The sequence below is a fragment of the Stenotrophomonas sp. Steno-Z10-BAI genome (assembly GCF_056393115.1).
In genome coordinates this window covers 859,112-884,991 of the sequence record NZ_JBWJOZ010000001.1, presented here as the reverse complement: position 1 = coordinate 884,991, position 25,880 = coordinate 859,112, and the positions used below count along the sequence as shown (strand labels likewise).

24 protein-coding genes are annotated in these 25,880 nt (G+C 67.8%); 12 read left to right on the top strand and 12 right to left on the bottom strand.

Annotation, left to right across the window (positions count from 1 at the left end; all coding sequences use genetic code 11):
• The first annotated feature begins 16 nt into the window (after window positions 1–16).
• Window positions 17–1,438, top strand: a complete 1,422-nt coding sequence (locus AC06E9_RS04025; protein WP_478055508.1) for a GGDEF domain-containing protein — start codon at window positions 17–19, stop codon at window positions 1,436–1,438.
• A 70-nt stretch (window positions 1,439–1,508) separates the two neighbouring features.
• Here the strand turns inward: AC06E9_RS04025 and AC06E9_RS04020 are convergent, their stop codons facing one another.
• Window positions 1,509–1,955, bottom strand: coding sequence for a universal stress protein (locus AC06E9_RS04020; protein WP_478055507.1), 447 nt, complete (start codon window positions 1,953–1,955; stop codon window positions 1,509–1,511).
• A gap of 148 nt (window positions 1,956–2,103) precedes the next feature.
• On the opposite strand from AC06E9_RS04020, the gene AC06E9_RS04015 reads away from it, so the two are divergent.
• The 4 genes from AC06E9_RS04015 to AC06E9_RS04000 all read left to right on the top strand — a co-directional run bounded on the left by AC06E9_RS04015 (window position 2,104) and on the right by AC06E9_RS04000 (window position 7,315).
• Window positions 2,104–3,018 carry a LysR family transcriptional regulator gene (locus AC06E9_RS04015; RefSeq protein ID WP_121039741.1) on the top strand — a complete coding sequence of 305 codons (915 nt, stop codon included), beginning with the start codon at window positions 2,104–2,106 and terminating at the stop codon, window positions 3,016–3,018.
• A gap of 180 nt (window positions 3,019–3,198) precedes the next feature.
• Entirely contained in the window at window positions 3,199–4,740 is a 1,542-nt protein-coding gene (locus AC06E9_RS04010; RefSeq protein WP_478055506.1) for an MFS transporter, read from the top strand.
• A 17-nt stretch (window positions 4,741–4,757) separates the two neighbouring features.
• Window positions 4,758–5,813, top strand: coding sequence for an HlyD family secretion protein (locus AC06E9_RS04005; protein WP_478055505.1), 1,056 nt, complete (start codon window positions 4,758–4,760; stop codon window positions 5,811–5,813).
• Window positions 5,813–7,315 (top strand): efflux transporter outer membrane subunit, encoded by a 1,503-nt coding sequence (locus AC06E9_RS04000; RefSeq protein WP_478055591.1) that lies wholly within the window; start codon window positions 5,813–5,815, stop codon window positions 7,313–7,315. The genes AC06E9_RS04005 and AC06E9_RS04000 overlap by 1 nt, the downstream gene beginning before the upstream one ends.
• On the opposite strand, the gene AC06E9_RS03995 is transcribed toward AC06E9_RS04000, so the two are convergent.
• The 5 genes from AC06E9_RS03995 to AC06E9_RS03975 form a co-directional block, all read right to left on the bottom strand.
• Window positions 7,288–7,626, bottom strand: coding sequence for a hypothetical protein (locus AC06E9_RS03995; RefSeq protein WP_121039729.1), 339 nt, complete (start codon window positions 7,624–7,626; stop codon window positions 7,288–7,290). The genes AC06E9_RS04000 and AC06E9_RS03995 overlap by 28 nt on opposite strands.
• A 112-nt stretch (window positions 7,627–7,738) precedes the next feature.
• On the bottom strand, window positions 7,739–8,683 hold the full coding sequence (locus tag AC06E9_RS03990; RefSeq protein WP_478055504.1) for a DegV family protein: 945 nt from the start codon (window positions 8,681–8,683) through the stop codon (window positions 7,739–7,741).
• A gap of 89 nt (window positions 8,684–8,772) precedes the next feature.
• Window positions 8,773–9,405 carry a 2-hydroxychromene-2-carboxylate isomerase gene (locus AC06E9_RS03985; RefSeq protein WP_282261589.1) on the bottom strand — a complete coding sequence of 211 codons (633 nt, stop codon included), beginning with the start codon at window positions 9,403–9,405 and terminating at the stop codon, window positions 8,773–8,775.
• A gap of 73 nt (window positions 9,406–9,478) precedes the next feature.
• Entirely contained in the window at window positions 9,479–10,741 is a 1,263-nt protein-coding gene (locus tag AC06E9_RS03980; protein ID WP_478055590.1) for an amidohydrolase family protein, read from the bottom strand.
• Window positions 10,742–10,755: 14 nt separating this feature from the next.
• Window positions 10,756–12,162 carry an amidohydrolase gene (locus tag AC06E9_RS03975; RefSeq protein WP_121039717.1) on the bottom strand — a complete coding sequence of 469 codons (1,407 nt, stop codon included), beginning with the start codon at window positions 12,160–12,162 and terminating at the stop codon, window positions 10,756–10,758.
• 246 nt (window positions 12,163–12,408) lie between these two features.
• Here AC06E9_RS03975 and AC06E9_RS03970 point away from each other — a divergent pair, with 246 nt between their 5' ends.
• The 4 genes from AC06E9_RS03970 to AC06E9_RS03955 all read left to right on the top strand — a co-directional run bounded on the left by AC06E9_RS03970 (window position 12,409) and on the right by AC06E9_RS03955 (window position 17,977).
• Window positions 12,409–15,996, top strand: coding sequence for an autotransporter domain-containing protein (locus AC06E9_RS03970; protein ID WP_478055589.1), 3,588 nt, complete (start codon window positions 12,409–12,411; stop codon window positions 15,994–15,996).
• A 169-nt stretch (window positions 15,997–16,165) separates the two neighbouring features.
• On the top strand, window positions 16,166–16,540 hold the full coding sequence (locus AC06E9_RS03965; RefSeq protein WP_121039711.1) for a hypothetical protein: 375 nt from the start codon (window positions 16,166–16,168) through the stop codon (window positions 16,538–16,540).
• A 68-nt stretch (window positions 16,541–16,608) separates the two neighbouring features.
• Window positions 16,609–17,385 (top strand): AMP nucleosidase, encoded by a 777-nt coding sequence (locus AC06E9_RS03960; RefSeq protein ID WP_478055588.1) that lies wholly within the window; start codon window positions 16,609–16,611, stop codon window positions 17,383–17,385.
• A 52-nt stretch (window positions 17,386–17,437) separates the two neighbouring features.
• A complete protein-coding gene (locus tag AC06E9_RS03955; protein WP_282261519.1) occupies window positions 17,438–17,977 on the top strand; it encodes a DUF924 family protein in 540 nt (179 codons plus the stop codon).
• An 82-nt stretch (window positions 17,978–18,059) separates the two neighbouring features.
• On the opposite strand, the gene grxD is transcribed toward AC06E9_RS03955, so the two are convergent.
• Window positions 18,060–18,986, bottom strand: coding sequence for a Grx4 family monothiol glutaredoxin (gene grxD / locus AC06E9_RS03950; RefSeq protein WP_121039705.1), 927 nt, complete (start codon window positions 18,984–18,986; stop codon window positions 18,060–18,062).
• Window positions 18,987–19,044: 58 nt separating this feature from the next.
• On the opposite strand from grxD, the gene AC06E9_RS03945 reads away from it, so the two are divergent.
• Window positions 19,045–19,821 (top strand): polysaccharide deacetylase family protein, encoded by a 777-nt coding sequence (locus AC06E9_RS03945; protein ID WP_282261516.1) that lies wholly within the window; start codon window positions 19,045–19,047, stop codon window positions 19,819–19,821.
• 30 nt (window positions 19,822–19,851) lie between these two features.
• Here the strand turns inward: AC06E9_RS03945 and AC06E9_RS03940 are convergent, their stop codons facing one another.
• The 5 genes from AC06E9_RS03940 to AC06E9_RS03920 all read right to left on the bottom strand — a co-directional run bounded on the left by AC06E9_RS03940 (window position 19,852) and on the right by AC06E9_RS03920 (window position 23,237).
• Window positions 19,852–20,175 carry a hypothetical protein gene (locus tag AC06E9_RS03940; RefSeq protein WP_282261514.1) on the bottom strand — a complete coding sequence of 108 codons (324 nt, stop codon included), beginning with the start codon at window positions 20,173–20,175 and terminating at the stop codon, window positions 19,852–19,854.
• 33 nt (window positions 20,176–20,208) lie between these two features.
• Entirely contained in the window at window positions 20,209–20,574 is a 366-nt protein-coding gene (locus AC06E9_RS03935; RefSeq protein WP_282261512.1) for a hypothetical protein, read from the bottom strand.
• A 67-nt stretch (window positions 20,575–20,641) separates the two neighbouring features.
• Complete coding sequence (locus tag AC06E9_RS03930; RefSeq protein WP_478055587.1) at window positions 20,642–21,325, bottom strand: class I SAM-dependent methyltransferase; 684 nt, start codon at window positions 21,323–21,325, stop codon at window positions 20,642–20,644.
• Between the two features lie 17 nt (window positions 21,326–21,342).
• The gene (locus AC06E9_RS03925; RefSeq protein ID WP_282261511.1) at window positions 21,343–21,963 is read right to left on the bottom strand and encodes an SGNH/GDSL hydrolase family protein; all 621 of its coding nucleotides are present in this window, start codon (window positions 21,961–21,963) and stop codon (window positions 21,343–21,345) included.
• Window positions 21,963–23,237: a pyridoxal phosphate-dependent aminotransferase gene (locus tag AC06E9_RS03920; RefSeq protein WP_478055503.1), complete on the bottom strand. Its 1,275-nt coding sequence runs from the start codon at window positions 23,235–23,237 to the stop codon at window positions 21,963–21,965. Before AC06E9_RS03920 ends, AC06E9_RS03925 begins: the two co-directional genes overlap by 1 nt.
• A 184-nt stretch (window positions 23,238–23,421) precedes the next feature.
• Here AC06E9_RS03920 and rsgA point away from each other — a divergent pair, with 184 nt between their 5' ends.
• Together rsgA and AC06E9_RS03910 are read left to right on the top strand one after the other, a co-directional pair.
• Window positions 23,422–24,519: a ribosome small subunit-dependent GTPase A gene (gene rsgA / locus AC06E9_RS03915; protein ID WP_428999825.1), complete on the top strand. Its 1,098-nt coding sequence runs from the start codon at window positions 23,422–23,424 to the stop codon at window positions 24,517–24,519.
• Between the two features lie 31 nt (window positions 24,520–24,550).
• On the top strand, window positions 24,551–25,792 hold the full coding sequence (locus tag AC06E9_RS03910) for a flavohemoglobin expression-modulating QEGLA motif protein (RefSeq protein ID WP_121039681.1): 1,242 nt from the start codon (window positions 24,551–24,553) through the stop codon (window positions 25,790–25,792).
• The last annotated feature ends 88 nt before the right edge of the window (window positions 25,793–25,880 follow it).

The window sequence follows — 25,880 nt, the reverse complement described above, 5'->3', positions numbered from 1 at the left end:
CGGAATGGGACGCCGCATGGTGGTCTGGCTGTCGGTGCTGTACCTGCTGTGCCATGGCATCGCGCTGGTGCTGCTGCCCGCGCATGCGCTGCCGGTGTCCTATGCGTTCCTGATCGGGGCGCCCCTGCTGGCAGGGCTGGCCTGTGTGTGGCGGGGGCGCCGCAGCGCGTCGATCGTCGGCTGGGTCGCGATGGCGCTGGGCATGGGGTTGTGGGCGGCCGGCATGGTGCTGAACATGTATCAGGAGGTCGGGCGCGGCAATGCCGATGCGACGCCGGGGCTGAGCATGCTGCTGTATGTGCTGTACGGCGTGCCGCTCACGTTCGCGATGGCCCATCCCCGGCAGGAGCCGTGGTATCTCAGTCTGATCGATGCGCTGCTCGCGCTGCTGCTGGGCTACCTGTTCTTTGTCTACACCTTCTCGTTCGCCACGCTCAGCGATGCGGGCGAGGACGGGATCGCACACCTGCGGCTGATGTTCGATGTGGAGAACATCTTCATCGCCGGCTTTGCACTGCTGCGCTGGCGGGCGAGCGAAGATCCCTCGCGGCGCGTGTTCTTCCGCACGTTGTGCGTGTTCGCCTGGGTGTACCTGGGCGTTGCCGCGTACATCAACCATGTCGAGACCGAGGACAGCTACGGCGGCTTGGGCGATCTGCTGATCGATGTGCCGTTCCTGTTGCTGGCGATCATGGCGCTGCGGCCTTCCCGAGGCAGTGAAGTGCGTGTGCCGCGCGCGCTGGTGATGGCCGTTCGCGCCGGGAGCCCATTGATCCTGGCACTGTCGTTGATGGTGGTGTCGGCATTGATGGTCCGCGAGCATCCCTATCTGGCCGTGGCCGGGTTTGCATTGGCCACCGTGGGGTCGGGCCTGCGCAGCGTGTTGATGCAGATGCGTTCGTTCGCGCGGCAGGACCAGCTCGATGCGCTGTCGCGGATCGACAGCCTCACCGGCCTGGCCAACCGACGCCAGTTCGACCAGAGCCTGCGTGACGCGTGGGAGCGGGCGCGGCGAAGCGGGCAGGGCATTGCGCTGCTGATGGTCGATATCGACTGCTTCAAGGCGTTCAACGACCGCTTCGGGCACCCGGCCGGCGATCACTGCCTGCGCCTGGTCGCTGCAACGTTGGCGGGGTGCGCGGTGCGCAGCACGGATCTGGTTGCCCGTTATGGCGGTGAGGAATTCGCCGTGGTGGTGGCATCGACGCCGCTGGAGGGCGCCCCTGCACTCGCCGAGCGCATGCGCCATGCGGTGGAGCAGCTGCAGTTGCCATCGGCTGAGCCGGGACGACCGGTGACGATCAGCATCGGCGTCGGGACCGTGCCGAGGGTGTTGGAAGCTGATCCTGCCGAGCTGCTGGCGGCGGCGGATGCCGCGCTGTACGCCGCCAAGCGGGGCGGGCGCAATCGGGTGGACGCGGGCGGCGAACCGGGCTGAGCGCGATCAGCGCCCGCCGCCGGGCCAGGGCACGGCCGCGGCCGATGGTTGACCGCACGCCGGGGTTCGCTCAGGCATCGCCACCGCGCACTTCCACCAGCACCGGGCAGGGCGCATGGTCCACCGTCCATTGCCCGACAGAGCGGTCCAGCAGGCGTTCCAGCCGCGACAGGTGGCGATGGCCGATGACGATCAGGTCGCAGCCGTGCTGGCGGGCATGGTCGCAGATCACCTGCGCCGGCTCGCCGGCCGGGTGGTGGCCTATGCCGTCGATACCGCGCTCGCGCAGGCTGTTCAGGGCGGTGGCAAGCAGGCGCTGCGCCTGGTGGACCTGGTCATCGGCGGCCGGATATTCGGCATGGTCGGCGCGCGGCGTGTCATCGGCCAGCGCGAAGGCGGGGTCCAGCACGCACAGCAGGTGCAACCGGGTGGAAGGCCCTGCCAGCGACCCGGCCAGGGCCAGTACCTGGGCGTGCTGTGGGCCGCCATCCAGGGCGACGAGGATCTTGGTGAACATCGGCATTCTCGGCAGAGGGGGCGCTAGGGTGGCGCACCGTCGGCGCTGGACCCATGCCGTGCGCCGCAGCGGAGCCGTGCGTTTGGCGCACCAATCCGGGTTTTGGATTGCAGTAAAGTCACCGCCACACGTTGAAGGTGATACTGCCGTGACCATGCCCGATCTGAACCTGCTCATTGCCCTGGATGCCCTGATCGAGGAGGGCAGCGTCGTGGGCGCGGCGCGGCGGATGAACCTCAGTGCCCCGGCGATGAGCCGTACCCTGGGCCGCATCCGCGAGGCGATCGGCGATCCGGTGCTGGTCCGCGCCGGCCGTGGCCTGGCCCCGACCCCGCGCGCGCTGCAGCTGCGTGAGCAGGTGCGCGGGGTGATCGAGCAGGCCCACCTGGTCTTCAACGCCGGCCGCGAGGTCGACATGCTGACGCTGGAGCGCACCTTCAGCATCCGCGCCAACGATGTGTTTGTCGGCACTTATGGGGGCCGCATGCGCGAGCTGTTCAAGGCGCAGGCGCCGTGTTCGGTGCTGCGGTTCGTGCCCGAGGGCGATGGGGACGACGATGCGATGGCGCAGGGCCGGATCGATCTGCACATCAGTGCTGTCAGCAAGCTGAGCGCAGATACCAAGGTGCAGAACCTGTTCAGTACCTCGTTTTTCGGTGCCGCCCATGAGGGCCACCCGATCTTTGCCGGGGAGATCACTGCCGAGCGCTTCGTGGCCTTCGACCACATCGCCGTATCGCGCCGTGGCCGGTGGTATGGCCCGATCGATGAGGACCTGGAAGCACTGGGGCTGACCCGGCGCGTCGCGCAGATCATGCCGACCTTCCACTCGGCGATCTTCGCCGCGGCCGATTCGGACCTGATCCTGCCGCAGATGCCCAGCGTGATGCTGGGCCGACTGGAACGCCTCGGGGTGCCGCTGCGCCTGTTCGAACTGCCGATTCCGGTCCGCAGCGCGATTGTCGTGCAGGCATGGCATCCCCGCCTGGACAGCGATCTGGCGCATCGCTGGCTGCGTCGCAGCATCAAGGCGATGTGCGACGCGGAGTCCACGCAGGCCTGACGCACTGCGGCCACGGCCGCCTGCACGGCAACCGGTGAGGCGTGCGTGGGATGCACGCCAGCGATGGCCGGCGCAGCATTTTTCGCAGCATCGGCGCTGCCTAGACTGCCGCTCCCCGTCGTGGAGTGGCCCCATGTCCGTGTTGTTCCCGCTGCATCCCCGATACCCGGGTGGTGTTCGATGACTGCTGTTGCCGCCCCGTTGCCGGCAGCAACTGCCGTGCCAGCTGCACCGCCTGCGCAGGCGGTGTTCGGCCTGCGTCTGGCCGTGGGCCTGTGCGGCGTGCTGCTGGCTGTACTGATCTCCGGTATCAACGAAAACGTCACCAAGGTCGCGCTGGCCGACATCCGGGGCGCGATGGGGTTCAGTGTCGATGACGGCAGCTGGATCATCGCGCTGTACACGGCGATGTCGGTCAGCGCGATGGCGTTTGCGCCGTGGTGTGCGGTGACCTTTTCGCTGCGCCGCTTCGCACTGGTGATGATCGGCGCCTTCATGGTGCTGGGCGTGCTGTGTCCGTTCGCACCGGATCTGCCCTCGTTGCTGATCCTGCGCGCGCTGCAGGGGCTGGCGGGCGGCGCGCTGCCACCGCTGCTGATGAGCGTGGCGCTGCGCTTCCTGCCGCCGGGCATCAAGTTGTACGGCCTGGCCGGCTATGCGCTGACGGCCACGTTCGGGCCGAGCCTGGGCACACCGATGGCCGCGCTGTGGGTGGACTACGTGGGGTGGCACTGGGCGTTCTGGCAGATCGTGCCGTGGTGTGTGGCCGCGCTGGGCATGGTGGCCTGGGGCCTGCCGCAGGACCCGCTGCGGTGGGAGCGTTTCGCGCAGTTCAACGGGGTCGGCCTGGCGCTCGGGTTCCCGGCGCTGGTGATGCTGGTGATCGGCCTGGTGCAGGGGCCGCGCCTGGACTGGTTCGCCTCGCCGTTGATCTGCCTGCTGCTCGGCGGTGGTACCGGCCTGTTGGCGCTGTTCTTCTACAACGAATGGTCGCACCCGCTGCCGTTCTTCAAGCTGCAGCTGCTGGCCAACCGCAATCTGAGCTACGCGCTGATCACGCTGGGTGGCGTGCTGTTCGTGCTGCTGGCGGTGATCATGATTCCCTCCAGCTTCCTGGCCAAGGTGCAGGGCTACCGGCCGCTGCAGACCGCGCCGATGCTGCTGTGGGTCGCTTTGCCGCAGCTGATCGCGCTGCCGCTGGTGGCGACCCTGCTCAACCAGCGCCGGGTGGACAGCCGCTGGGTGCAGGCGATCGGCCTGGGCCTGCTGGCGTTGGCCTGTGGCCTGGGTGCGCAGCTGACCACCGATTGGCACCGCGACAACTTCGTGTGGCTGCAGGTGATCCAGGTCATCGCCCAGCCGATGGCGGTGCTGCCGCTGCTGATGCTCGCCACCGGCAGCCTGGCGCCGACAGATGGCCCCTTCGCCTCAGCGTGGTTCAACACCGTCAAAGGCTTCGCCGCAGTGCTCGCCGGTGGCCTGCTCGAGGCGGTCACCACCGCGCGCAGCCATCTGCACTCGACCGCGCTGGTTGACCGGATCGGCAACGCGACCTGGCTTGATGTCACCACTGTGCCAGGGCTGGGCGCACGCCTGCATGCGCAGGTGGTCGCGCTGACCTCGGCCGATCTCTATCTCCTCGTCGCGTGGGTGGCGGTGGCGCTGATCGCGCTGATTCCGTGGCTGCCCACACGCATCTATCCGCCACGTGCCGTGGCTTGAATTCAAGGAACTCCCCTGTGTCCCTGCATCGCAACTCCGTTCCCTTCGTCATCGCTGCCGGCCTGCTGCTGCTCGCCGGCGGCGCCGGGTGGCTGCTGCACGATGGCCGCCATCAATCCACCAACAACGCCTATGTCATCGCGGACTTCACCGTGGTCGCGCCGAAGATCGCGGGCTTCGTCAGCGAGGTCCGCGTGCAGGACAACCAGACGGTCAAGGCCGGCGATGTGCTCGCGCGCATCGATGACCGCGACTATCAGGTAGCGCTGGCGGCCGCGCGTGCCGATCTGGCCAATGCACGGGCGCAACTGGCCAATGCGCAGGCCGCGCTGGCGCAGCAGGGTTCGGTGATCGATCAGGCCCAGGCCAGTGTGGACGTCAGCCGCGCCGAGCTCAGCCTCGCCCAGGCCGATCAGCGCCGCTATCACGCGCTGGCCAGCGACGGTGCCGGCACCGTGCAGAACGCACAGCAGGCGCAGTCGCGCCAGGCGGTGGCCAGCGCGCATCTGCAGCAGGGCACGGCCGCCGTGCTCAATGCGCGTCAACGCACCGCGCTGCTGACCGCCAGCGTGCAGTCCGCGCAGGCCGCCGTGCAGCGGGCCGACGCCGCACAGGCCCGTGCCGAACTGGATCTGTCGCATACCGAGCTGCGTGCGCCGATCGATGGCATGGTCGGCCGCCGCGCGGTGCGCGTGGGCGCTTACCTCACCCCGGGCACGCCGGTGCTCGCGGTGGTGCCGCTGCAGCAGGCATTCGTCGTCGCCAACTTCCAGGAAACGCAGATGACGCGCATGCACGCTGGACAGCGCGTAGACGTGCAGGTGGATGTGTTCCCCGGCCAGCCGCTGCACGGCCGGATCGACAGCATCGCCCCGGCAACCGGGGTGACCTTCGCTGCGATCGCGCCGGAGAACGCCACCGGCAACTTCACCAAGGTGGTACAGCGGATACCCGTGAAGATCGTGCTCGACGAAGGCCAACCGCTGGCCGGCAAGCTGCGCGCCGGCATGTCGGTGGAGGCGCGCGTGGATCTGGACAGCGGCGCGCGTGGGCTGCCGGGGGAGGGCGCATGATGATGCGGCAGACGTTGCGCCTGATGGCGGGCAGCGCGCTGTGCACCGCACTGGCCGCCTGCACCCTCGGCCCGGATTTCGTGCGGCCCGAGGCCAACCTGCCAGCGCAGTGGGAGGGCAGAGTGATCACCTCGGCGGCCTTCGCTGATGACGCGGCGTGGTGGAACGGCTTCGAGGATCCGCTGCTGGCGGCACTGGCGAGCCAGGCCATGCAGGCCAATCTGGATGTGCAGCTGGCCGCCAACCGCGTCGCGCAGAGCCGCGCGCTGCGCGGAATCAGTGCCGCCGACCGCGCCCCGGCCGTCGGCGCGACGGTCGGGGCCACCCGTGCGCGCAACAGCGAAGTGGGGTTGAACGATCCGTCCGGCAATGCCGGGCGGGAAGTCTACGGGCTGTTCCAGGCCGGTATCGGCCTGAGCTGGGAGCTGGATCTCTGGGGTCGTGTGCGGCGCCAGGTGGAGATCGCCGATGCCCGCGTGCAGATGGCCAGCGAAGACTGGCACGCGGTGCAGACCGCGGTGATGGCCGAAACCGCCGGTACCTATCTGCAGCTGCGCGCGACGCGTCAGCTGCTGGCGATCACCGAGGACAACCTGCACATCGCCCGTGACGTGCAGCGGCTGACCCTGGCCCGCCAGCAGCAGGGCGTGGCGACCACCTTGCAGGTGGCCAGTGCGGCCGCACAGGTGGCAGCGCTGGAGGCGCGGGTGGCGCCATTGCAGCATCGGCAATCGCAGCTGCGCAATGCACTGGCCCTGCTGCTGGGGCGCTCACCGCAGGCGCTGGACGCACAGCTGGAAAACGCACGGCGCGATTGGCCGGCATTGCCCGGCATGGCGGCTGGCCTGCCCAGCGACCTGGTCGAGCGCCGCCCGGACATCCGCCGCGCCGAAGCGGCCCTGCACGCGGCGACGGCTGGCATCGGTGTGGCCAAGGCCAACTTCCTGCCGCGCATCACCCTCACTGGCGATGCCGGCTTCCAGGCCAAACAGCTCGACGACCTGGACGGCTGGAACGCCCATCGTTTCAGCATCGGTCCGGCGATCAGTCTGCCGATCTTCCAGGGCGGCAGGTTGAAAGCGAACCTCGCTCTGAGCCGGTTGCAGCAACGCCAGGCCGCGCTGCAGTTCCAGAAGACGGTGCTGCAGGCGTGGCACGATGTGGACGATGCGATGGACGGTTACAGCGCGGAGCAGCGACGCGGGCAGGCGCTGCAGGTGGCGGTGGAGGAAAGTGATCGTGCCTTGGTCGCTGCGCGTCGTCAGTACCAGGCCGGTGTGATCGACATGCTGGACGTGCTGACCACCCAGCGCATTGCGCTGGACAACCAGGCGGCGCTGGCCGGCAGCCAGGCGGCGGCCGCGATCGCCCGGGTGGATCTGTATCGCGCGCTGGGCGGTGGGTGGGACGATGGCGATGCCGGCGCGGCGCTCGCTGGCAGCGCGTCGGCTGCCAGCGGGGCGGGCAACATGGCTCAACGTACGTTGCGCAGTTCCCAGTGACTGCCGGCCAGCATGCGCAGGCGCTGCTTGAACACGTCGCTGTCGATGCTGGTGGTGGCGCAGAGGTTGATCCGCAGATCATCCTGCGCGCCGGTCACGGTAGCGGCCGGATCGGTCACGCCCCACTGCGGGTCGACCGCGTCGGGATCGTCCTGCTTGGCGCGCCAGCGGTCGAACAGCACCGTGGTACGCAGGGCAGTCTGAAGTTCCTCGGCCAACCCTGCCGCGCCTTGGGCGTGGAAGGACAAGTCCGGATCGTTGCCGCGTGCCTTGGCCGGGTCCGGCAGGCTGATGTCATAACTAACTGGCATGGTTACCTCCATTGAATGCGGCAAGGCTGGCAGAGACGCGGTGCAATCCGCGTGCAGAACCAGCGGCCGTGCCCGGATCGTGGCATGGCCGCTGCGATGCTGACCAGTGCGCTCAGCCGCTGAAGGTATGTGGGCCGTCGGCGAAGCCGATCGTCACCGCGCCCTTGCCCACGTTGACCATGCCGGTCAGGCTCATCACCGCCTCGAACACATCCACGCCATGCGCCTGGCACGTCTCGCGCAGCGCGGTATAACCGGGCAGGGCCTGCAGGTCGGCCAGCTCACCGCCGTAACTGATGCACACCGTTGGCGTCATCAGGCCTGTCTTGACGCGCTGCCCGACGAAATCGAACAGCTTCTGCACGGCGTTGTCGAAGCCCTTGATCTTGGCCACCGGGCCGGTCTCGCCGCGGTAGCCATGCAGCACCGGCTTGATGTCCAGCGCGCTGCCCAGCGCCGCGCTGATCAGGCCCACGCTGCGGTCGCCCTTGTGCCGTGCGCGGGCGCGCATGTAGTACAGATCACGGGTGATCATGTAGCCGTGCACGTTGTGCGCCAGCAGCTCCAGCCGCTCGCGGATCTGCTGCACGCTTGCACCGCTGTCGCGCAGGCGCACCGCTTCCACCGCGGTCACGCCCTGGGCGGCGAACAGGTTCTGGGTATCGAGCACGCGCAGCGCGAACGGCGAGTTGAAGCCTGCCGCCTGCCGCACCGGCTTGTAGTCGTTGAGGATCGCGAAGCTGGCCTGCATCGCGTTGTCGTGGATCGGGCTGCGGGTCTTGGTCATCGTCATGCAGAACACATGGTCGTAATCGATCACCAGCTTGCCCAGGAACAGGTCCCGGATCTGGTTGACGCTGAACGGAATGGTCTCCGCTTCGGCGCCGTGCTCGGCCACATGGGCATGCAGAAAGCTCAGTGTCGCCTGTTCGTCGCGATGGTCGGCAAGCACGGCCTCGCCGATGCGGACGGTGATCGGCAGCAGCACGATGTTGTGTTGTTCAATGAAATCCTGCGGCAGATCGCACGCAGAGTCGACCACGATTCCGATGCGCATCCTGTGCCCCTCCGGCAGGTTGTAGGTTCGGAAACGTGAACGCTATCGCAAAACGGCTCGGCTTGCCTGACCGGGGAGCCGACCCGGGCTCAACGGCTGCGCTCTACCGCCACCGGCAAGTCCTGGATCCGCGCCCATTCGCCCGTCTCGAGCAGGCCTGGATCGGCCAGCACCGCCTGCATCAGCGGGTGGGCGTCGTTGCCCCAGAACAGCTCGCTGCCGATCGCCAGCGTCGGGACGCCGAACACGCCGGCCGCCAAAGCCGCATCCGTGTTGCGGCGTAGCGCTTCCTTGACCGACGGCTCACTGATCGCCGCAGCGACATCGGCGATGTCCAGCATCGCGCCGGGCAGGGCGAGCGCGGCCGCACTGTCACCGGCGTGGCCGTCGCGCCAGATCCAGTTGAACAGGAGGTCGACCGTCTCGTGGGTGGCCCCCGCGGCCAGACACAGGCGCAGGGCTGCCAGCGGATTGAACGGGTGGCCCGGCGGAAAGCGCAGCGTCACCCCGGTGCTGCGGGCCTGCCACAGGGCCTGCCGATAGGTGAACAGTCGTTTGGCGGGGATCTCGGCAGGGCCCAGATTGCCCAGGTGGTGCAGCACTGCGCCGAAGGCGATCGGCACCGGAACAATGCTCTTGAACTGCGGCAGGGCCTTGAGCTGCTGCCAGTGCAGGTAAGCGAACGGTGAGACGAAATCGAAATACCAGCGCAGGGCCATGATCGGGTGCTCACGTTGCGGGACGGCAATGCCGCCGGATGCAGGGCCGCCGCAGGCAGCGGCCCTGTGCAGGGACTCAGCGCGAGTATGCGCGCGGTTCGCTCGACGCCGGCGCCTGGTAGCGGTCGCGCAGCTCGGTCTGGCGCGAGCGCATCGGCATCGCGCGGCCGCCCAGCCAGACCTGCTCGGCGTAATGCCCGACATCCAGCGGATCGCCTTCCCACAGGACCAGATCGGCCAGCTTGCCCGGCTCGATGGTGCCAAGCCGGTCGCCGACGCCCAGCGCCTGCGCCGGCACCCGGGTCAGGCCCGCCAGGCCATCCTCCCAGGGCAACCCGTTGGCCACTGCATTGCCGGCCAGCTGGCGCATCTTGCGCGCGTTGTGCGAGGCATCATCGCGCTGGGCGAAGCTGACCGGCACGCCGGCCGCCTTCAGTCGCGCCGCGTTCTGCAGGGTCGCGCCGAGCTGGTCGAAGCTGCTCGGCAGATTGCCCAGCCCATCCACGAACACCGGCACGCCGGCCTGGGCCAGCTGCGGGGCAAGACGCCACGCCTCGGCACCGCCGGCGATCGCGATCTTGACCTTCTCGCGGGCGGCCCAGCGCAGCAGCTGACGAATATCGGCCGCGCGGTCGACCTGCACCACGATCCGGCCGTGGCCGGCCAGGTAGCGCGCCAGCGTGGCGCGTCCGGCAGGTGTGAGCAGGGCATGCGGAGAGTCTGCCGGCACGCGGCCACGCGCCTCGCTGACCATCTGTTCCAGCAGCATCCACTGCGCGGCACGCGAGGTGCCGGTCAACTCTGCGCCGGACGCACCGAGGCGGATGAACAGCGCCTGCGGGCCGACCGGGTCGGCGCTGCCGTCCAGCCGCATCACGCCGCCCTGGCCGGCGATGAAGCCGCCGCCGGTGTTCGCCCCGAGCAGGGTGAAGCCGATGCCATCCAGCCGCGCCACCGGGATCAGCACCGAGTCCGGATTGAAGGCCAGGGTGACGTCGAATTCCGGGCGCAGCGGCTGGTCTTCCAGTTTGAGCGTGCTGTCGACCGTGGCCGATTCGCCGGACACTTCTTCGATACCGATGTCGGTGATACCGCCGAACAACGCCGGGGTAAGCGGCTTGCCTGCGGCCTCCACCACGGCGACGCCGGCCGGCGCCGACAGGCCCGGATCGACGGCGCGGATCACGCCGCCCTGGATCAGCACATCGCTGTGTTCCAGGCTGCCGCGTGCGGCGGCGGTGTGCACGGTGGCGTTGCGGATCAGCAGATCCTGCGCGAACAACGCCGGTGCGATGCAGGCACCGGCGAGCAACAGCAGAGCCTGCGGAAGCAGTCGCATGGCGACGCGGCGGCTCATGGGCGTGCCTCCTGGCCGAGCATGAAGTCCGACAGCGGCTGCCGCCTCACATCCTGCCGGTCATAGACCTGATGGCCATCGACGTAGACCTTTTCGGCCAGTGCGTAGGAACTGAACGGGCTGCCGTTCCAGACCACTACATCCCCCATCTTGCCGGCCTCCAGGCTGCCGGTCTGCTTCTCCACGCCCAGCGAGCGCGCTGCGTTGGAGGTGAGCCACATCATGGCGCGCTCCGGGGCGATCTCGATGCCGGCGCGGCGTGCGTTGGCGATCACCTTGGCCGCTTCCTGGTTGAGGCGCTGGATGCCCTCCGGGGAATCGGAATGCACGATCGCGCAGCTGTTGGCCGGCCGGTCGACCAGGGCGATGTTGTCCTGGATCCCATCGAACGCCTCCATCTTGAAGCCCCACCAGTCGGCCCACAGCGCACCGCACACGCCTTCCTCGGCGAGCCGGTCGGCCAGTTTGTAGGCCTCCACCGCGTGGTGGAACGCGGCGATCTTGAAGCCGAATTCCTTGGAGAGATCCAGCATCGTGGCCATCTCATCGGCGCGGTAGCAGTGGATGTGCACGCGGATGTCGCCCTGGATGGCGCCGGCCAGCGTATCCAGTTTGAGATCGCGCTTGCCGCCACTGTCACCGGCGCTGTCGCCCTTGTCATCGCCGCTGAACCAGCGCTTCTTCTTCGGCTGCTTGGGGGTGTTCTTGGCGATGTATTCGCTGGCATCGATGAAGGCCGCGCGGTAACCGGCGACATTGCCCATGCGCGTGCCCGGCGCGGTGCCCTTGCCGCCGTAGACGCGCTTGGGGTTCTCGCCGCAGGCCATTTTCAGGCCCCACGGCGCGCCGGGAAACTTCATGGCCTGGTAGGTCGTTGCGGGGACGTTCTTCAACGTCACCCCGCGGCCGCCGACCAGGTTGGCCGAGCCGGGCAGCACCTGCATCGAGGTCACGCCGCCGGCCAGTGCCGCGGCAAAGCCGGGGTCCTGCGGCCACACCGAGTGTTCGGCCCAGACATTGGCGGTGACCGGCGCGGTCATCTCGTTGCCGTCGCTGTGCGCGCTGACGCCCGGGCTGGGATACACGCCCAGGTGCGAGTGCACATCGATGATGCCGGGGGTGACCCACTTGCCCTGGCCGTCGACGCGGACCGCATCGGCCGGTGCACTCAGGCCGGTGCCGACCGCTGCGATGCGGCCGCCCCGCAACAGCACATCGGCGTTGTCCAGGCGCACGCCGGTGCCGGTGAGCACCGTGGCGTTGCTGATCAGCACCGGCGCCGAGGCGATCGGTGCGTAGGTGCTGGGGTAGGGATCCTGGAGGAAACGCGACGCGGCGGGCGCCGGCGCGGACACGATCGACATCAACGCCAGGCCAACGCCGACGCTCAACAACTTCTGCATGGTTCTCCCCCAAGCCGCATGGACACAATGCTTCGACGCTATCCGGGACGCGGGTGCTTTGCCAAGTGACCTTTTGCATATTTTTAGCAAATGAGACCTAGCACTGTTATGAGAAGCAATTGTGAACTTTTCATGAACTTTTCGGGTAGGCTCAAAGAGAGCGTTGGGCCGACCTGCACCGGCGGCAACGTGGTGGTGTCCACCTAGTTTCAGACCCTGTACCTAGAACCAGATCAAGGAAGTTTCCTGTTCATGACTCTGCACTCGAAGTCCCGCGCGGCCTCTCGTCGCCTGTCGCCGACCCTGCTGGCCTCGGCCATCACCGGCACCCTTTTCGCCGCCATCGTCGCCCCGGCCATGGCCAGTCCCGCCAGCGATGTCCTGGACCGTTACCAGCAGCAGCGCGCCGAGCAGTCCGCGGTAGGCCGCAATCAGCAGAGCACCTCGCTCGCGGCCATGTTCGCCGCACCGATCGGCGCTCCTGGCCAGAACATGTCCCTTCCCAGTCCGCGCGTCAGCGCCGAGGCCGCCAGCCCTATCCTGGGCAAGCCGGGTGATGTGGCAAGTTGGCATAGCGATGAATTCAACGCCGATTGGGGCTTGGCTGCGATGGGGGCCGATTACGCCTACGCACGTGGGCTGACCGGTCAGGGCGTGCGCCTGGGGGTGTTCGATTCGGGCTCTGCTCTTGCCCATGACGAGTTCGCCGGGCGCAACACCGCCAGCATCACCATCGGCAACGGCGGCTGCGCCGACCCGAGCATCGTGGCCGGCGAAGGTGCCTGCGGCAGCACCCGCGGCGACCAGCCCGGGTACAACTACTACGGCCTGGGGCCCGGCGTGCCTCCAGCGCTTGCCGACCGCCTGATCGCCGCGGGCCAGCCATATGGTTTCAGCTACGCCGACCACGGCACGCACGTGCTGGGGACCGTGGGTGCAAACCGCGATGGCACCGGAATGCATGGTGTGGCATTTGGTGCCAACCTGACGGCAGCCCGTGTCTTCGGCGATACGTATTACGAATGGCGCCTCGACCCGGACAACTTCTACCGGCCACGTGCGCTGTATCGCACGGACCCGGATGATGTGGCGACACTGGACATGTACGCACAAGCCGAGGCACAGGGCGTGCGCGTTCTCAACCACAGCTGGGGCATCTCGACCCGGCACGCGACGGTAGGCAGTCTGGACACGCAGTACGCTGCAATCGGTGCGGACTACGGTGTTTACGGCAGTATCTATGGTGAGACGGAGGGTGCATCGGGTTCCAAGCTGATTCAGGTATGGTCGGCAGGCAACTCAGCCGGGGGCATGGCCGGCATCACGGCAGCATTGCCGCGCTGGAACCCGGAGATCGAGCCGTACTGGCTGGCCGTTGCGAACGTCCGTCGCCCCACTGTTGGGGAAACGGACTACGTCATTGATGCCAGTTCCAGCATCTGCGGTGCTGCTGCCAACTGGTGCCTGTCCGCGCCGGGTACCAACATCGCCAGCACCATTGTGTCCGGCGAGATCAACGGTCGCATGGAGCTGACCGAGGACTACCTGCGTTTCTTGATCGAAAGCGAAGCGCCCGAATATACCTACGGCTACAAGACCGGTACCTCGATGGCGGCACCCCATATCACGGGTGCGCTTGGTCTGCTGATGGAGCGCTTCCCGTACCTGGACAACGCGCAGGTACGCGACGTGTTGTTGACCACCGCGCGTGATCTGGGCGCGCCGGGCGTGGATGCGATCTACGGTTGGGGCATGGTCGATCTGAAGACCGCCATCGAAGGCTACGGCATGCTGCGCGTGGACACCGACGTGGTCATGAACCAGAAGGCCGGCGGCCTGAAGGTGTGGGAAGGCGATGCATGGGACGACTGGACCAATGACATCGGCGGCCCGGGCAAGCTGACCAAGTCCGGCATCGGCTGGCTGCGTCTGAGCGGCGACAACCGCTTCAACGGCGCCATCGTGCGTGACGGCATGCTGGAACTGGACGGCGCCAACGCACTGACAGCGTCGGTCGACGTGCAGGGCGGCCAGTTCCTGCTCAACGGCAGCCTGGTGTCCACCACGCTCAACAGCCTGGGGGGCAGCAGCGTGATCTCCACCACCGGCGTGCTCGAGGGTTCGGCACTCAACGTGACCGGTGGTTCGGTCACCTTCAATGGCCTGCAGCAGGACGCCGGCACCACCGTCGGCAGCGGCGGCAGCTTCGTGCTCAATGGCCGTCTGGTCGACAGTACGCTGACCTCGGCCGGCACCACCGGTGTCAATGCCGGTGCGCTGCTGGACGGGTCAGACCTGCTCGTCACTGCCGGTACCGTATCCTTCAACGGCGTGCAGCAGGATGGCTCGACCGTGGTCGGCGCAAAGGGCACGCTGAAGGGCGTGGGTACGCTGGGCAGCACGCGCGTCGAGGGCATCATCGCGCCGGGCAACTCGATCGGCACGCTGACCATCAACGGCGATTATGTGCAGACCGCCAGTGGCGTCTACCAGGCCGAGCTGGCCCCGGGCAGCCGCAGCGATCTGCTGCGCGTCAGCGGCACCGCCACGCTGGATGGCACCTTGAAGGCCCTGCCGGAAGCCGGCGTGTACTACCTCGGCGAGCAGTTCAACTTCCTGCAGGCCGCCGGTGGCATCAACGGCCAGTTCGCCACGACCGACTTCTCGGCCTTCTCGCCGTTCCTGACGTTCAGCCTGGGCTACAGCGCCAATGGCCTGCGCATCGACGTCGCCCGCGGCAACGCACTGTCCAGCGCCGCGGTCACGCCGAACCAGATCGCCGTGGCCACCAGCGCCGATGGCCTGGCCATCAACCAGGGCCTGCCCAAGCCGCTGACCCAGCTGTTCCCGGCCCAGGTTGGTGCGGCACTGGATGCGCTGAGTGGTGAGCTCCATGCCGCCACGCCGATGGCGCTGGTGGAAAGCAGCCGCTACCTGCGTGATGCGGCGCTGAGCCGTGCCGTGGGCGCGCGCTCGCCCGGTGCCGCTGATGAGGCCGCCGGTGGCGGGGCGTGGGTGCAGGCGATCGGCGGCAGCGGCAAGCTCGATGGCGATGCCAATGCCGCGCGCACCGATTCCAACAGCAACGGTCTGCTGGTCGGTGCCGATCATGTGTTCGGCGGGGGTTGGCAGGTCGGCGGGCTGGTCGGTACCGGCCGGACCGACATCAAGCAGGCGGCCGGTCGCGGCGCCCGTTCGGAGATCGACAACACCCACTTTGGCGCCTACGTGGGCAACCAGTGGGGGGCGTTCGGTCTGCGCGCCGGTCTGGGTTATTCCCGTCATGACGTGGACAGCAAGCGTCAGCTGACGTTTGCCGGCTACCAGGACGCGCTGTCGGCCACGTACGACGCCACCACCCGCCAGGGCTTCATCGAAGGCGCGTACCGCTTTGGTGGGCGCGAAGCTGGCCTGGAGCCGTACCTGCAGTTCGCGCGCGTTGAAGTGGACGTGGACCGCATCTCCGAACAGGGCGGCGCTGCGGCACTGAACGGCCAGGTCGCCGACACCCGCACCAACGTGGCGACCGCCGGTGTTCGCTTTGACAAGGGCCTGAAGACGTCCTGGCAGCAGGAAAGCTGGCTGCACGTCCGCGGTGGCCTCGGCTACCGTCGTGCCTCCGGTGACCGCAGCCAGGTCGCCGATCTGGCCTGGACGGGCGGCAGCAGCTTTGCTGTCAGCGGTGCGGCGATCGCCGACAACGCCGTGGTGGCCGAGCTCGGCCTGTCGGCCTGGCTGAGCCCGCGCAACCAGCTGGAACTGGGTTACAACGGCACCTTCGGTGATGACGCCCGCGACCGCAGCGTCACCGCGCGCTGGTCCGTGCAGTTCTGACCCAGCGCTACCGGTAAACGGAAAAAGGCGGCCATTGGCCGCCTTTTTCTTGCCCGCCGCTGCAAGATCGCGATCGCCACTTGCGCCGCGATCGTCCAACGTGGAATGGTCGGACTGGCGCGGCTCGCGTAGGTCACCCGTGCGACCCTGCATTCACAAGGAAGTGTCGATGAACGTAACCGAAGGCTTTGATCGCAAGCACGCCAGGCATTACTACCTGTTGCTCGTCGTTCTGGCGTTCGCGTCCGGCCTCATGCTGGTGGCCGGATTCTTCGAGCAGTCGCCCAGCGGGCTGCCCAAAGAAGCGCGCATCCTCCTCGCAGCACTCTCCCTGCTGACGGCCACCGCCAGCTACCTGGTGATCAAACGGATCCAGTACGCCTTTCCGTTGGTCGGCATATCGTCCATATCCTTTGCCGCCTCGCTCTGGGCCTTTGGTGCGCCGACGGCCCTTGTCCTGCTGCTTGCCATACCGGCCGCCGTGCTTTTGCTGGCCTGCCTTGTCCTCAAGGGCAGGGCCGATGGGATCGACCACCCCGATTGAGCGGCAACGCTCGACGCCGCCCGGCTGGTCTCGCAGAATTGTCGCCTGTCGTTTGTCGGAACAGCCCCATGAAAACCAAACAGGCCATCGTCGAAAACTGGCTGCCGCGGTACACCGGCGTGCCCCTGGAGCAGTTCGGGCAGCACATCCTGCTGACCAATTTCGGTGGTTACCTGCATACCTTTTCCCAGCTCACCAGGGCTCCCATCCAGGGCGCGGACCGGCCGATGGCCAGCGTCACCAGCGACGACATCACCCTGATCAACTTCGGCATGGGCAGCCCGAACGCGGCCATCATCATGGACCTTCTGTCGGCGGTGATGCCCAAGGCGGTGCTGTTCCTGGGCAAGTGCGGTGGGCTCAAGCGCAAAAACCAGCTGGGCGACCTGATCCTGCCCATCGCTGCAATCCGCGGCGAGGGCACTTCCAGCGACTACCTGCCGCCGGAAGTCCCGGCCCTGCCGGCCTTTGCCCTGCAGCGGGCAGTCTCGACCATGGTTCGCGACCTCGGCCACGATTACTGGACCGGCACCGTCTACACCACCAATCGTCGGGTCTGGGAGCATGACGAGGCCTTCAAGGAGAAGCTGCGGGTGATGCGCTGCATGGCCATCGACATGGAGACGGCGACCCTGTTCGCGGCCGGTTTTGCGAACCACATTCCGATCGGGGCCTTGCTGTTGGTGTCCGACCAGCCGATGATTCCCGACGGCGTGAAGACCGAGGTCTCCGATGCCAAGGTCAGCTCCCAGTTCGTCGAGAACCATATCCAGATCGGTATCGAGGCGCTTAAGCTGATACGGCGCAACGGCAAGTCGGTCCGCCACCTGCGTTTTGACGAGTAACGGCAATGGAACGGATGGACGTCTTGGGGCGTGTCATCCACAGGGGTAGTGAATGGACGTGGCGGCACAAGTAGTGGAGTTCTGGCGAGACGCCGGACCGCAGCAGTGGTTCGCGCGCGATGACGCGTTCGATGCGCGGTTTCGCCAGCAGTTCCAGGAAGAACATTTCGCCGCCGCGCGCCGTGCCCGCGAGCATTGGCTGAGCAGCGCCGACGGCGCGCTGGCGCTGATGATCCTGCTCGACCAGTTTCCGCGCAATTGTTTCCGCGATACGGCGCATTCCTATGCCACCGATGGCCTGGCGCGTCATTACGCGATGCGTGCGGTGGAGGAAGGCCTGGACCTGCAACTGGTGCCCAAGCTGCGGGCGTTCATCTACCTGCCGTTCGAACACTCCGAAGACCCGCAGGACCAGGAGCGTTCGGTGGCGATGTTCGATGCACTGGGCGACAAGGAATACCTGCAGTTCGCCGAACTGCATCGCGACATCATCCGCCGCTTCGGGCGCTTCCCGCACCGTAATGCGGTGCTGGGGCGGATGCCGACGCCGGAGGAGCTGGATTACCTGGCCGAGGGTGGGTTTGCGGGTTGACCGGTGGATGGACGCCACCGGCGCCACGAACGAAAAAACGCCGGCAATGCCGGCGTTTTTCTTTCCCGCAACGTGCTGAAGATCAGTACTTCGGCACGCCGTTGTCCACCTCGTTCGACCAGGCGTCGATGCCGCCGGTGATGTTGGACACCTTGGTGAAGCCCAGGGCGCGGAACTGCTCGGCGGCCTGTGCGCTGCGGCCACCGTGGTGGCACAGGAAGGCCAGCGCGGTGTCCTTGGGCAAGGCTTCCAGGCGGGCGCGGTTGTCGCCATCGAAGGTCTCGAACGGAGCGTTGATCGCCGCGATCGCACGTTCGTCGGCCGGGCGCACGTCGACCACGGTGATGCTGCCGGCACGCAGCTGGTCGTCGGCGTCGCGCACGCTCAGTTCCTGCACGGCCTTGGGCGCGTTCGGGTTGTCGATCGCCAGGCCCTTGCCGCGGATGTCGTCGACCCAGTCGATGGTGATGCCTTCAGCGCGGCGGGCGCTGGCCAGATCGAACTGCACGCGCAGGCCGTTGGACTCGGCGGCGATCGCGTTGTCATCGTGCGGGGCCAGCTGGAAGTTCGGCTGGAAGCGCGCATCGATGCCCAGCTGCAACGAGGCACCCGGGGAATCGGCCAGCGCGCCACGCAGCATTTCCACGGCGGCCGGGGTCACGGTGATGCGCGGCGGGGTGCGGTCCGGTGCGGCCAGCCCGAGCACGCTGCTCAGCTCACCGTTGCCGGCCATCTGCAGGATGATGTCGCTGCCACCGATCAGCTCGCCATCGATGTACAGCTGCGGAATGGTCGGCCACTCGCCATAGGCTTTGATGCCTTCGCGGATGTCCGCGTCGGCCAGCACGTTGACGTGGTCGAACTCCACCCCGAGGTCCTGCAGGGCGCCGACGGCTTTGGCCGAGAAACCGCACTGCGGCATGCTCGGCTGACCCTTCATGAACAGCACGACGCGGTTGGCGTTGAGAATGGATTCGATGCGCGAGCGCAGGGCGGGATCAAGGGACATGACGGTCAGGGTCCGGATATGCGAACCGCCTATTCTACGCGGCATGGCATCATGGGGCATGACCGTACCGGAAACGTTGTATCGCATTCCCCGCCGCCCTTGGCGCTGGCTGCCGTGGCTGGTGCTGTCGCAGCTGCTGGTGGTGCTGGTCTGGGCCGCCTGGGGCTGGCGCTACGGCCTGCCGCTGATGGTGGCGACCCATGCCCTGTTCATGGTGCCGGTGTTCCTCCCCAACAGCCGCTTCTACGCCCCCGTGCTCAGCCGCCTGCCCGGCGATGCCCGCAAGGTCTGGCTGACCATCGATGATGGCCCGTCGGCGGACACCCCGGCGGTGCTCGATCTGCTGGACCGCTACGAGGCCAGGGCGACCTTTTTCCTGGTCGGTGAACGCGCGCAGGCGCAGCCGGACCTGGTCCGCGCGATGCTGGCCCGCGGGCACAGCCTGGGCAATCACAGCCACCGCCACCCGCAAGCGCGTTTCTGGCGGCTGGGGCGACAGGCCATGGCCGCGGAGATCGCGCACTGCCAGCAGGCCCTCACCGCAATCGCCGGCACGCCACCGCGCTGGTACCGCTCGGTGGTCGGGATGACCAATCCATTCGTGGCCCCTGCGTTGAAACAGTGGCAGCTGACCCGGGTCGGCTGGAGCGCGCGCGGTTTCGACGGGGTGGAGTGCAGGCCCGATCAGGTGGTCGAACGGATCACCCGTGATCTGGCGCCGGGCAGTATCGTGCTGCTGCACGAGGGCGCCGCACATGGCCACAACCTGGCCATCATCGAGGCGGTGCTGCAGGCGGTGCAGGCACGTGGCCTGCACGCGGGTCTGCCGGACTGACGCCAGCTCGGTGCCCGGCGCAGGCCGGGATCAGCTCAGCGAGCCGATGATCATCAGCAGCACCACACCGAGGATGCTGCCGATCGAGATCACCAGGCCGAGGATCGCAAACACACGGCGGCGGTCTGCCTGCAATGCACCGGCCACGCCCAGGCCGAAGGCCACCAGCTGCATCAGCGCGGTGCACATCAGGCCGAGGCCGACCAGGATCGCCGACATGGAGGTCTCCTCCATGCCGCCGGGGGTCGTGGTTTCGATAACGCCGGCCACGACGATCAGGCCCAGCATCAACACGGCACCGCACAGGGCGGTAATGAACGCGGCAATACCCATGCCGGAATGAGGGGGGTGCATCAGGGCTCCTTGTCGATGCGATGAAACGGGGAATCAGGGGGCGAAGGGCTGCGCGGCCGCGGCGTCTGTTGGCGGATGCGAGGCATGCCACTGGTCGCGGATCCAACCGCCCAGCGACAGCTGTGCGATCAGCAGACCCAGCGTCACCAGCAGCGCGATGATGCCGAACAGGCGGCGCCGGCGCGGCTGCAGCACGCTGCCCAGGCCGAGCAGCAGGGCCAGGATGGCCAGGCCGACACTGCTGCCGAGCAGTGCCGCCAGCGACCACGGCAGCTCGCGCATGGCCGCGTGTTCGGGCGCATGCGCGTAATGCATGCTCAGCAGCAGCATCACCAGGCCACAGGCGCTGACGATCAGCGCGGCGATGCCCAGCGCGGAATGTCGAGTCTGTCTTTGCATGGGCGGCTCCGTGCCGGAAAGGGGGGCGAGTATGCGCGCGTGCGGTCGGCGGCGCGAGCCACGGCGACTACGCAGCGAGCGGACGATCGCCGACGATCAGCCAGTTGTTGAACGGGGTATTGCCGTACAGCGGTGTCATCCGCAGGTGCAGCCCGGCGGTTTCCAGCGGGGTGTGCAGGCTCTCGGCGTCGAGGTAGTGGCGTGGGCGCGTGCCCATCCAGCCCACCAGATGCGCGAGCATGTCGGTGATCCGCGTGGCGTGGTCGCGGCCACTGTGGTCAGCCAACGTGGTGCGGATCACCAGCCGCGCCCCGGGGGCCACGCGCGCGGCGGCATCGTGCAGCAGTTGCGCCTGCGCGGGCGCGGGCAGGTACTGCAGCACGTCCAGCAACGCGACGTTGCCGAGGTGGGCGGGCAGGGCGGCACTGGCATCCATGCAGGTGAACCGTGCCTGTGGCAGCGCGGCGCGGGCGCTGGCCTGTTCGGCGCGGGCGACCTTGCCGGCGTCGATGTCCAGGCCGTGATACGGCAATACATTGCCATGCTCGCGCAGCACGTGGGCCAGCAGCCCGAGGCCGCAGCCGATATCCAGCAAGGGCACGGCAGGGGCATCGTTCAATGCGGCGAGCACGCCGGGATACAGTGGATCGCTGCCGAGTTTGCCGCGGCTGTAGTAATAATCGCGACGGTTGCCGAACCACTGTGCCGGCAGGAACGCCGTGGCGATCCGGCGGGCCTGCTCCCTGCCCAGCGGCAGCGCGGCCTCGCTCAGCGGGTCGGCTCCGCCCACAGCACGCGCGTCACTTCGAACGCGCGCTGGTGCCACAGCGTGTACATCGCGGCGGACGGATGCAGACCATCTTCGGCCAGCATGACGCTCTCGCCGCCCAGCTGGCGGCTCAGGTCCGTGATGTCGACAAAGGCCACGTCATGCTCGGCGCAGATCGCTGCAGCGGCAGCGTTGTAAGCATCCAGTTCCTGCCCGATCTGCACGCGGTCGCGGCCGGACGCCATGGCATAGGGGGTCACGCCCCAGTCCGGGATCGACAGGACCAGCACGCGCGGTGCACGGTCGCCGGCGAAGGCGAGCGCGCGCTGCAGCAGGGCGGTGAAACGCGGGCGGTACTCGTCCACGCTGCGCCCGCGATACTGATCGTTGACCCCGATCAGCAGACTCACCAGCTCGAAGGGACCCTGCGGTGCGTCGGCGTCGATGCCGGCCTCAAGCTCATCGGTGGTCCAGCCGGTGGTGGCGATGATGCTCGGGTCATCCACAGCCACGCCGATATCGCGCAGGGCCGCGGCCAACTGCCTCGGCCAGCGCCCGGCCGGCTCGACACCTTCGCCGATCGTGTAGGAATCGCCCAGCGCCAGGTACGGCAGGCCCATCAGGCCACCGCGCTGCGCGGCTTGAGCGGCACCACCTTGGTGTTGGCCTCGGCACGGCGTGCCAGGGCGCGGTCGATGCGGGCGAACACATCGCGCATCACCTCCGGCTCGGGCAGCAGCGTCACGCGGAAGTGGTGGCGGTAAGGCACGTTGAAGCTCGAGCCCGGGACCATCAGTACGCCTTCCTCGTTCATCAGTTCCAGCGCGAAATCATGGTCATCGAAGCTGCGTGCCGCCGCACCGACCACCGCCGGGAATGCGTACAGCGCGCCGGCCGGGGCCACCAGCGACAGATGCTCGCTGGCGTTGCAGGCCTCGATCACCGCGCGGCGGGTTTCATACAGACGGCCACCGGGTGCGCACAGCGGCGAGATGGTGTCCGGCCCGTTGACCGCCGCATCGATGGCGTACTGGCCCGGCACGTTGGCGCACAGGCGCAGCGCGCTGAGCAGGTCCATCGCCGCACGGAACTCGCCCAGCCGTTCGGCCGCGCCGGACAGCATCGCCCAGCCCACGCGCCAGCCACAGGCGCGATGCACCTTGCTCAGGCCGCTGAAGGTGATGCACGGGTGGTCGCCGGCCAGTGGCGCGACCGCATGGAACTGCGCGTCGTCGTAGAGTATCTGGTCGTAGATTTCATCGACCATCAGCAGCAGGTTGTGCTTGGCGGCGATGGCGACGATGCGCTCCAGCAGATCGCGCGAGTAGCTGGCGCCGCTGGGGTTGTTCGGGTTGATCAGCACGATCGCGCGGGTGCGCGAGGACACCAGCGCCTCGATCTCGACCGGGTCGGGCTGGAAGCCGTTCTCCGGTGCGCAGCGGTAATACACCGGGCGGCCATCGTTGAGGATCGTCGCGGCCGACCACAGCGGGTAATCCGGCGAGGGCACCAGCACTTCGTCGCCCGGGTTGAGCAGAGCGCGCAGCGACAGGTCGATCAGCTCGCTGACGCCATTGCCGATGAATACGCGGTCCGGGTGCGCATCGGGTGCACCGCGCCGGGCGTAGGCGGCGGCGATGGCTTCGCGCGCCTCCGGCAGGCCCTGCTGGTGGGTGTACGGATCGGTGCGGCCCATGTCATCGGCGATCGCACGCTGCAGGTGCTCCGGCGCCCGGAACCCGAAGTTGCCAGGGTTGCCGATGTTGAGCTTGATCAGCTTGCGGCCCTGGGCCTCCAGCTCCCGCGCTCGTCGCGCCAGTTCGCCCCGGATCTCGTAGCGGACTTCGGACAGGCGCTCGCGGGTGGCGAGCGGCTTCAGCGGGGGCGTGGACATGAACGGGCCGTCATTCAGGCATGGAAACCGCATGGTAGCGGAATTGTTGCGTTGCAGGGCAAGCGTTTCCGGCCCAACGCCCGGCCCTGCAAGGCAGTTGCAGATGAAAGGATTTCCGTCCGTCCACGCCTGCGCCGGTCCCCCGCGGCGACGCTTGGTGGCCACACCCTTTAGAATGGGCACGATGAGCGAACCCACTGATTACCTTGCGCTGCAGACCATTGGCTGGCCTTGGCCGGGCGGCCCCGAACTGCCGGCTTGGCAGGCCCTGTTCGAGCAGTTCCCGCAGGCACGCCCGGGCCGGGTGATCGAGCAGCATCGCACCGGGTACATCGTCTCCGATGCGCCGGAAGCGGCGATCAAGACCGAGTCCCCGCCGGAATGGCAGCGCCCACGCTTCCCCAGCCACGAGCGCGCGGCGGTCGGCGACTGGGTGCTGCTGGAGGGCATCAAGATCGTTGCCCTGCTGCCGCGGCGCACCGCGATCAAGCGCGGCGCGGCCGGCGAGCATTACCACCAGCAGGTGATCGCGGCCAACATCGATACGGTGTTCATCGTCTGCGGGCTGGATGCGGACTTCAATCCGCGCCGGATCGAGCGCTACCTGCTGCTGGTCGGCGGGGGCGGTGCACAGCCGGTGGTGGTGCTGACCAAGGCCGACCAGACCGAGTACAGCCAGGATGCTCTGGACGTGCTGGAAGAACTGGCTGCGCAGAACATTCCGCTGCTGGCGATCAACGGCAAGGACCCGGCCAGCGCCTCGGCCCTGTTGCCGTGGCTCGCCGCTGGCCAGACCGTGGTACTGGTCGGCTCCTCCGGTGCGGGCAAGTCGACCCTCACCAATACGCTGCTTGGGCATGAGCGCATGAAGACGGCCGATGTGCGCGTCAACGACTCGCGCGGCCGCCACACCACCACCCACCGTGCACTGATTCCGTTGCCGGCCGGGGCCTGCCTGATCGATACACCCGGCATGCGCGAGCTCAAGCCGACCGGCGAGGAGGCCCTGAGCGAAGGCGGCTTCTCCGACGTGGAAGCCCTGTCGGCACAATGCCGTTTCCGCGACTGCGCCCACCAGCGTGAGCCGGGCTGTGCGATCCGCGCGGCCATCGATGACGGCACGCTGGATGAAGAGCGCCTGCTCAACTACTTCAAGCTGAAAGAAGAAGTGGCTGCCGCCGCTGCCAAGCTGGCCGTGCGCCAGGCGCAGCAGGCCATCGAGCGCAAGCACGTCGGCAAGGGTGCGCAGTGGCGCCCGGGCGGAAAGGGCGGCCGACGATAGCTTTTGCTACTGTCCGTCCATGGACACGCCAATGACCGTGGATCGTGACGTCGCCCACCACACCGCGCTCGATGCCCAATTGGTCGAGGCGGTAGGCGGGATCAAACTGTTGGGCCTGACCAGCTGGCCGGCCGCGCTGCAGGCGCCGTTCCTGGCCAGCGTCGCCCGCGGCCAGCCGGTGCTGCCGCAGGTCGACTACCCCAAGCTCGATTTCACCGATACCCGCCATCGGCTGGCCGCGATCAGCGCGCAATGCGATCCCGACCATCCCATCGGCCTGTACGTGCAGCGCTCGGCGCACAGCTGGGACCAGGCCGCCGGCCTGCTGGAATCGCTGGGCACCGCCGAGGTGGATCGTTACTCGGTGGAGCTGTTCGGCGCGCCCGAGCAGCCGCTGCCGGGCAACGGCCCCAGCACCCGCGATGCCGCCCGGCACTTCATCCAGATCGCGCAGGAGCTGGATCACGAGCTGCTCGCGCCCGAAGAACAGGTGCCGGTCTCGGCCACCGCGCTGCAACTGCAGCTGCAGAGTGATCTGGATGCCTTCTTCGAATCGCGCATCATCAGCGTCCAGCTGGATCCGGACCTGATCTCCAAGGCGGCGGCCGGCCCGAACCGGATCCGCCTGCGCACCAGTGCACGCTTCAGTGCCTACGACCGTGCGCAGCTGTTCCACCACGAGGCGCTGGTGCATTCGCTGACTGCACTCAACGGCCGCGAGCAGCCGCACCTGCCCAGCCTGGCGCTGTCCTCGCCGCGGGTCACCGCCACCCAGGAAGGGCTGGCGACCTTTGCCGAGCAGATCACCGGCAGCATCGACATCGAGCGCCTCAAGCGCATCAGCCTGCGCACCGAAGCCATCGCCATGGCGCGCGAAGGGGCCGATTTCATCGAGGTGTTCCGCTATTTCTGCGAGGCCGGGCAGAACAACGAGGAGAGTTTCGCCTCCGCCCAGCGCGTGTTCCGCGGGGTACCCCCGAGCGGCGGCGCGGCCTTCACCAAGGACACGGTGTATCTGCGCGGGCTGGTCTCGGTGCACACCTTCTTCCGCCACATGCTCGCCGAAGACCGCCTGCAGGTCTGCCGGTGGCTGTTCGCCGGCAAGATGTCGCTGACCGATGCGATCGCCTTCGCGCCACTGTTCGAAGAGGGCATCCTGCGCCCGCCGCGCTGGCTGCCGCATTGGGTCAGCCGCGCGAACGGATTGGCCGGCATGCTCGCGTTCTCGCTGTTCGCCAACCGCATCCGCATGGATCAGCTCGCCCCAGAGTAGTGCCGGCCGCTGGCCGGCAAGCTCGCGCGCCTTCTACGTGCGCCCAGTGCGTTAATGGGCACTGCATCCCAATTCATCTGTGATGCGC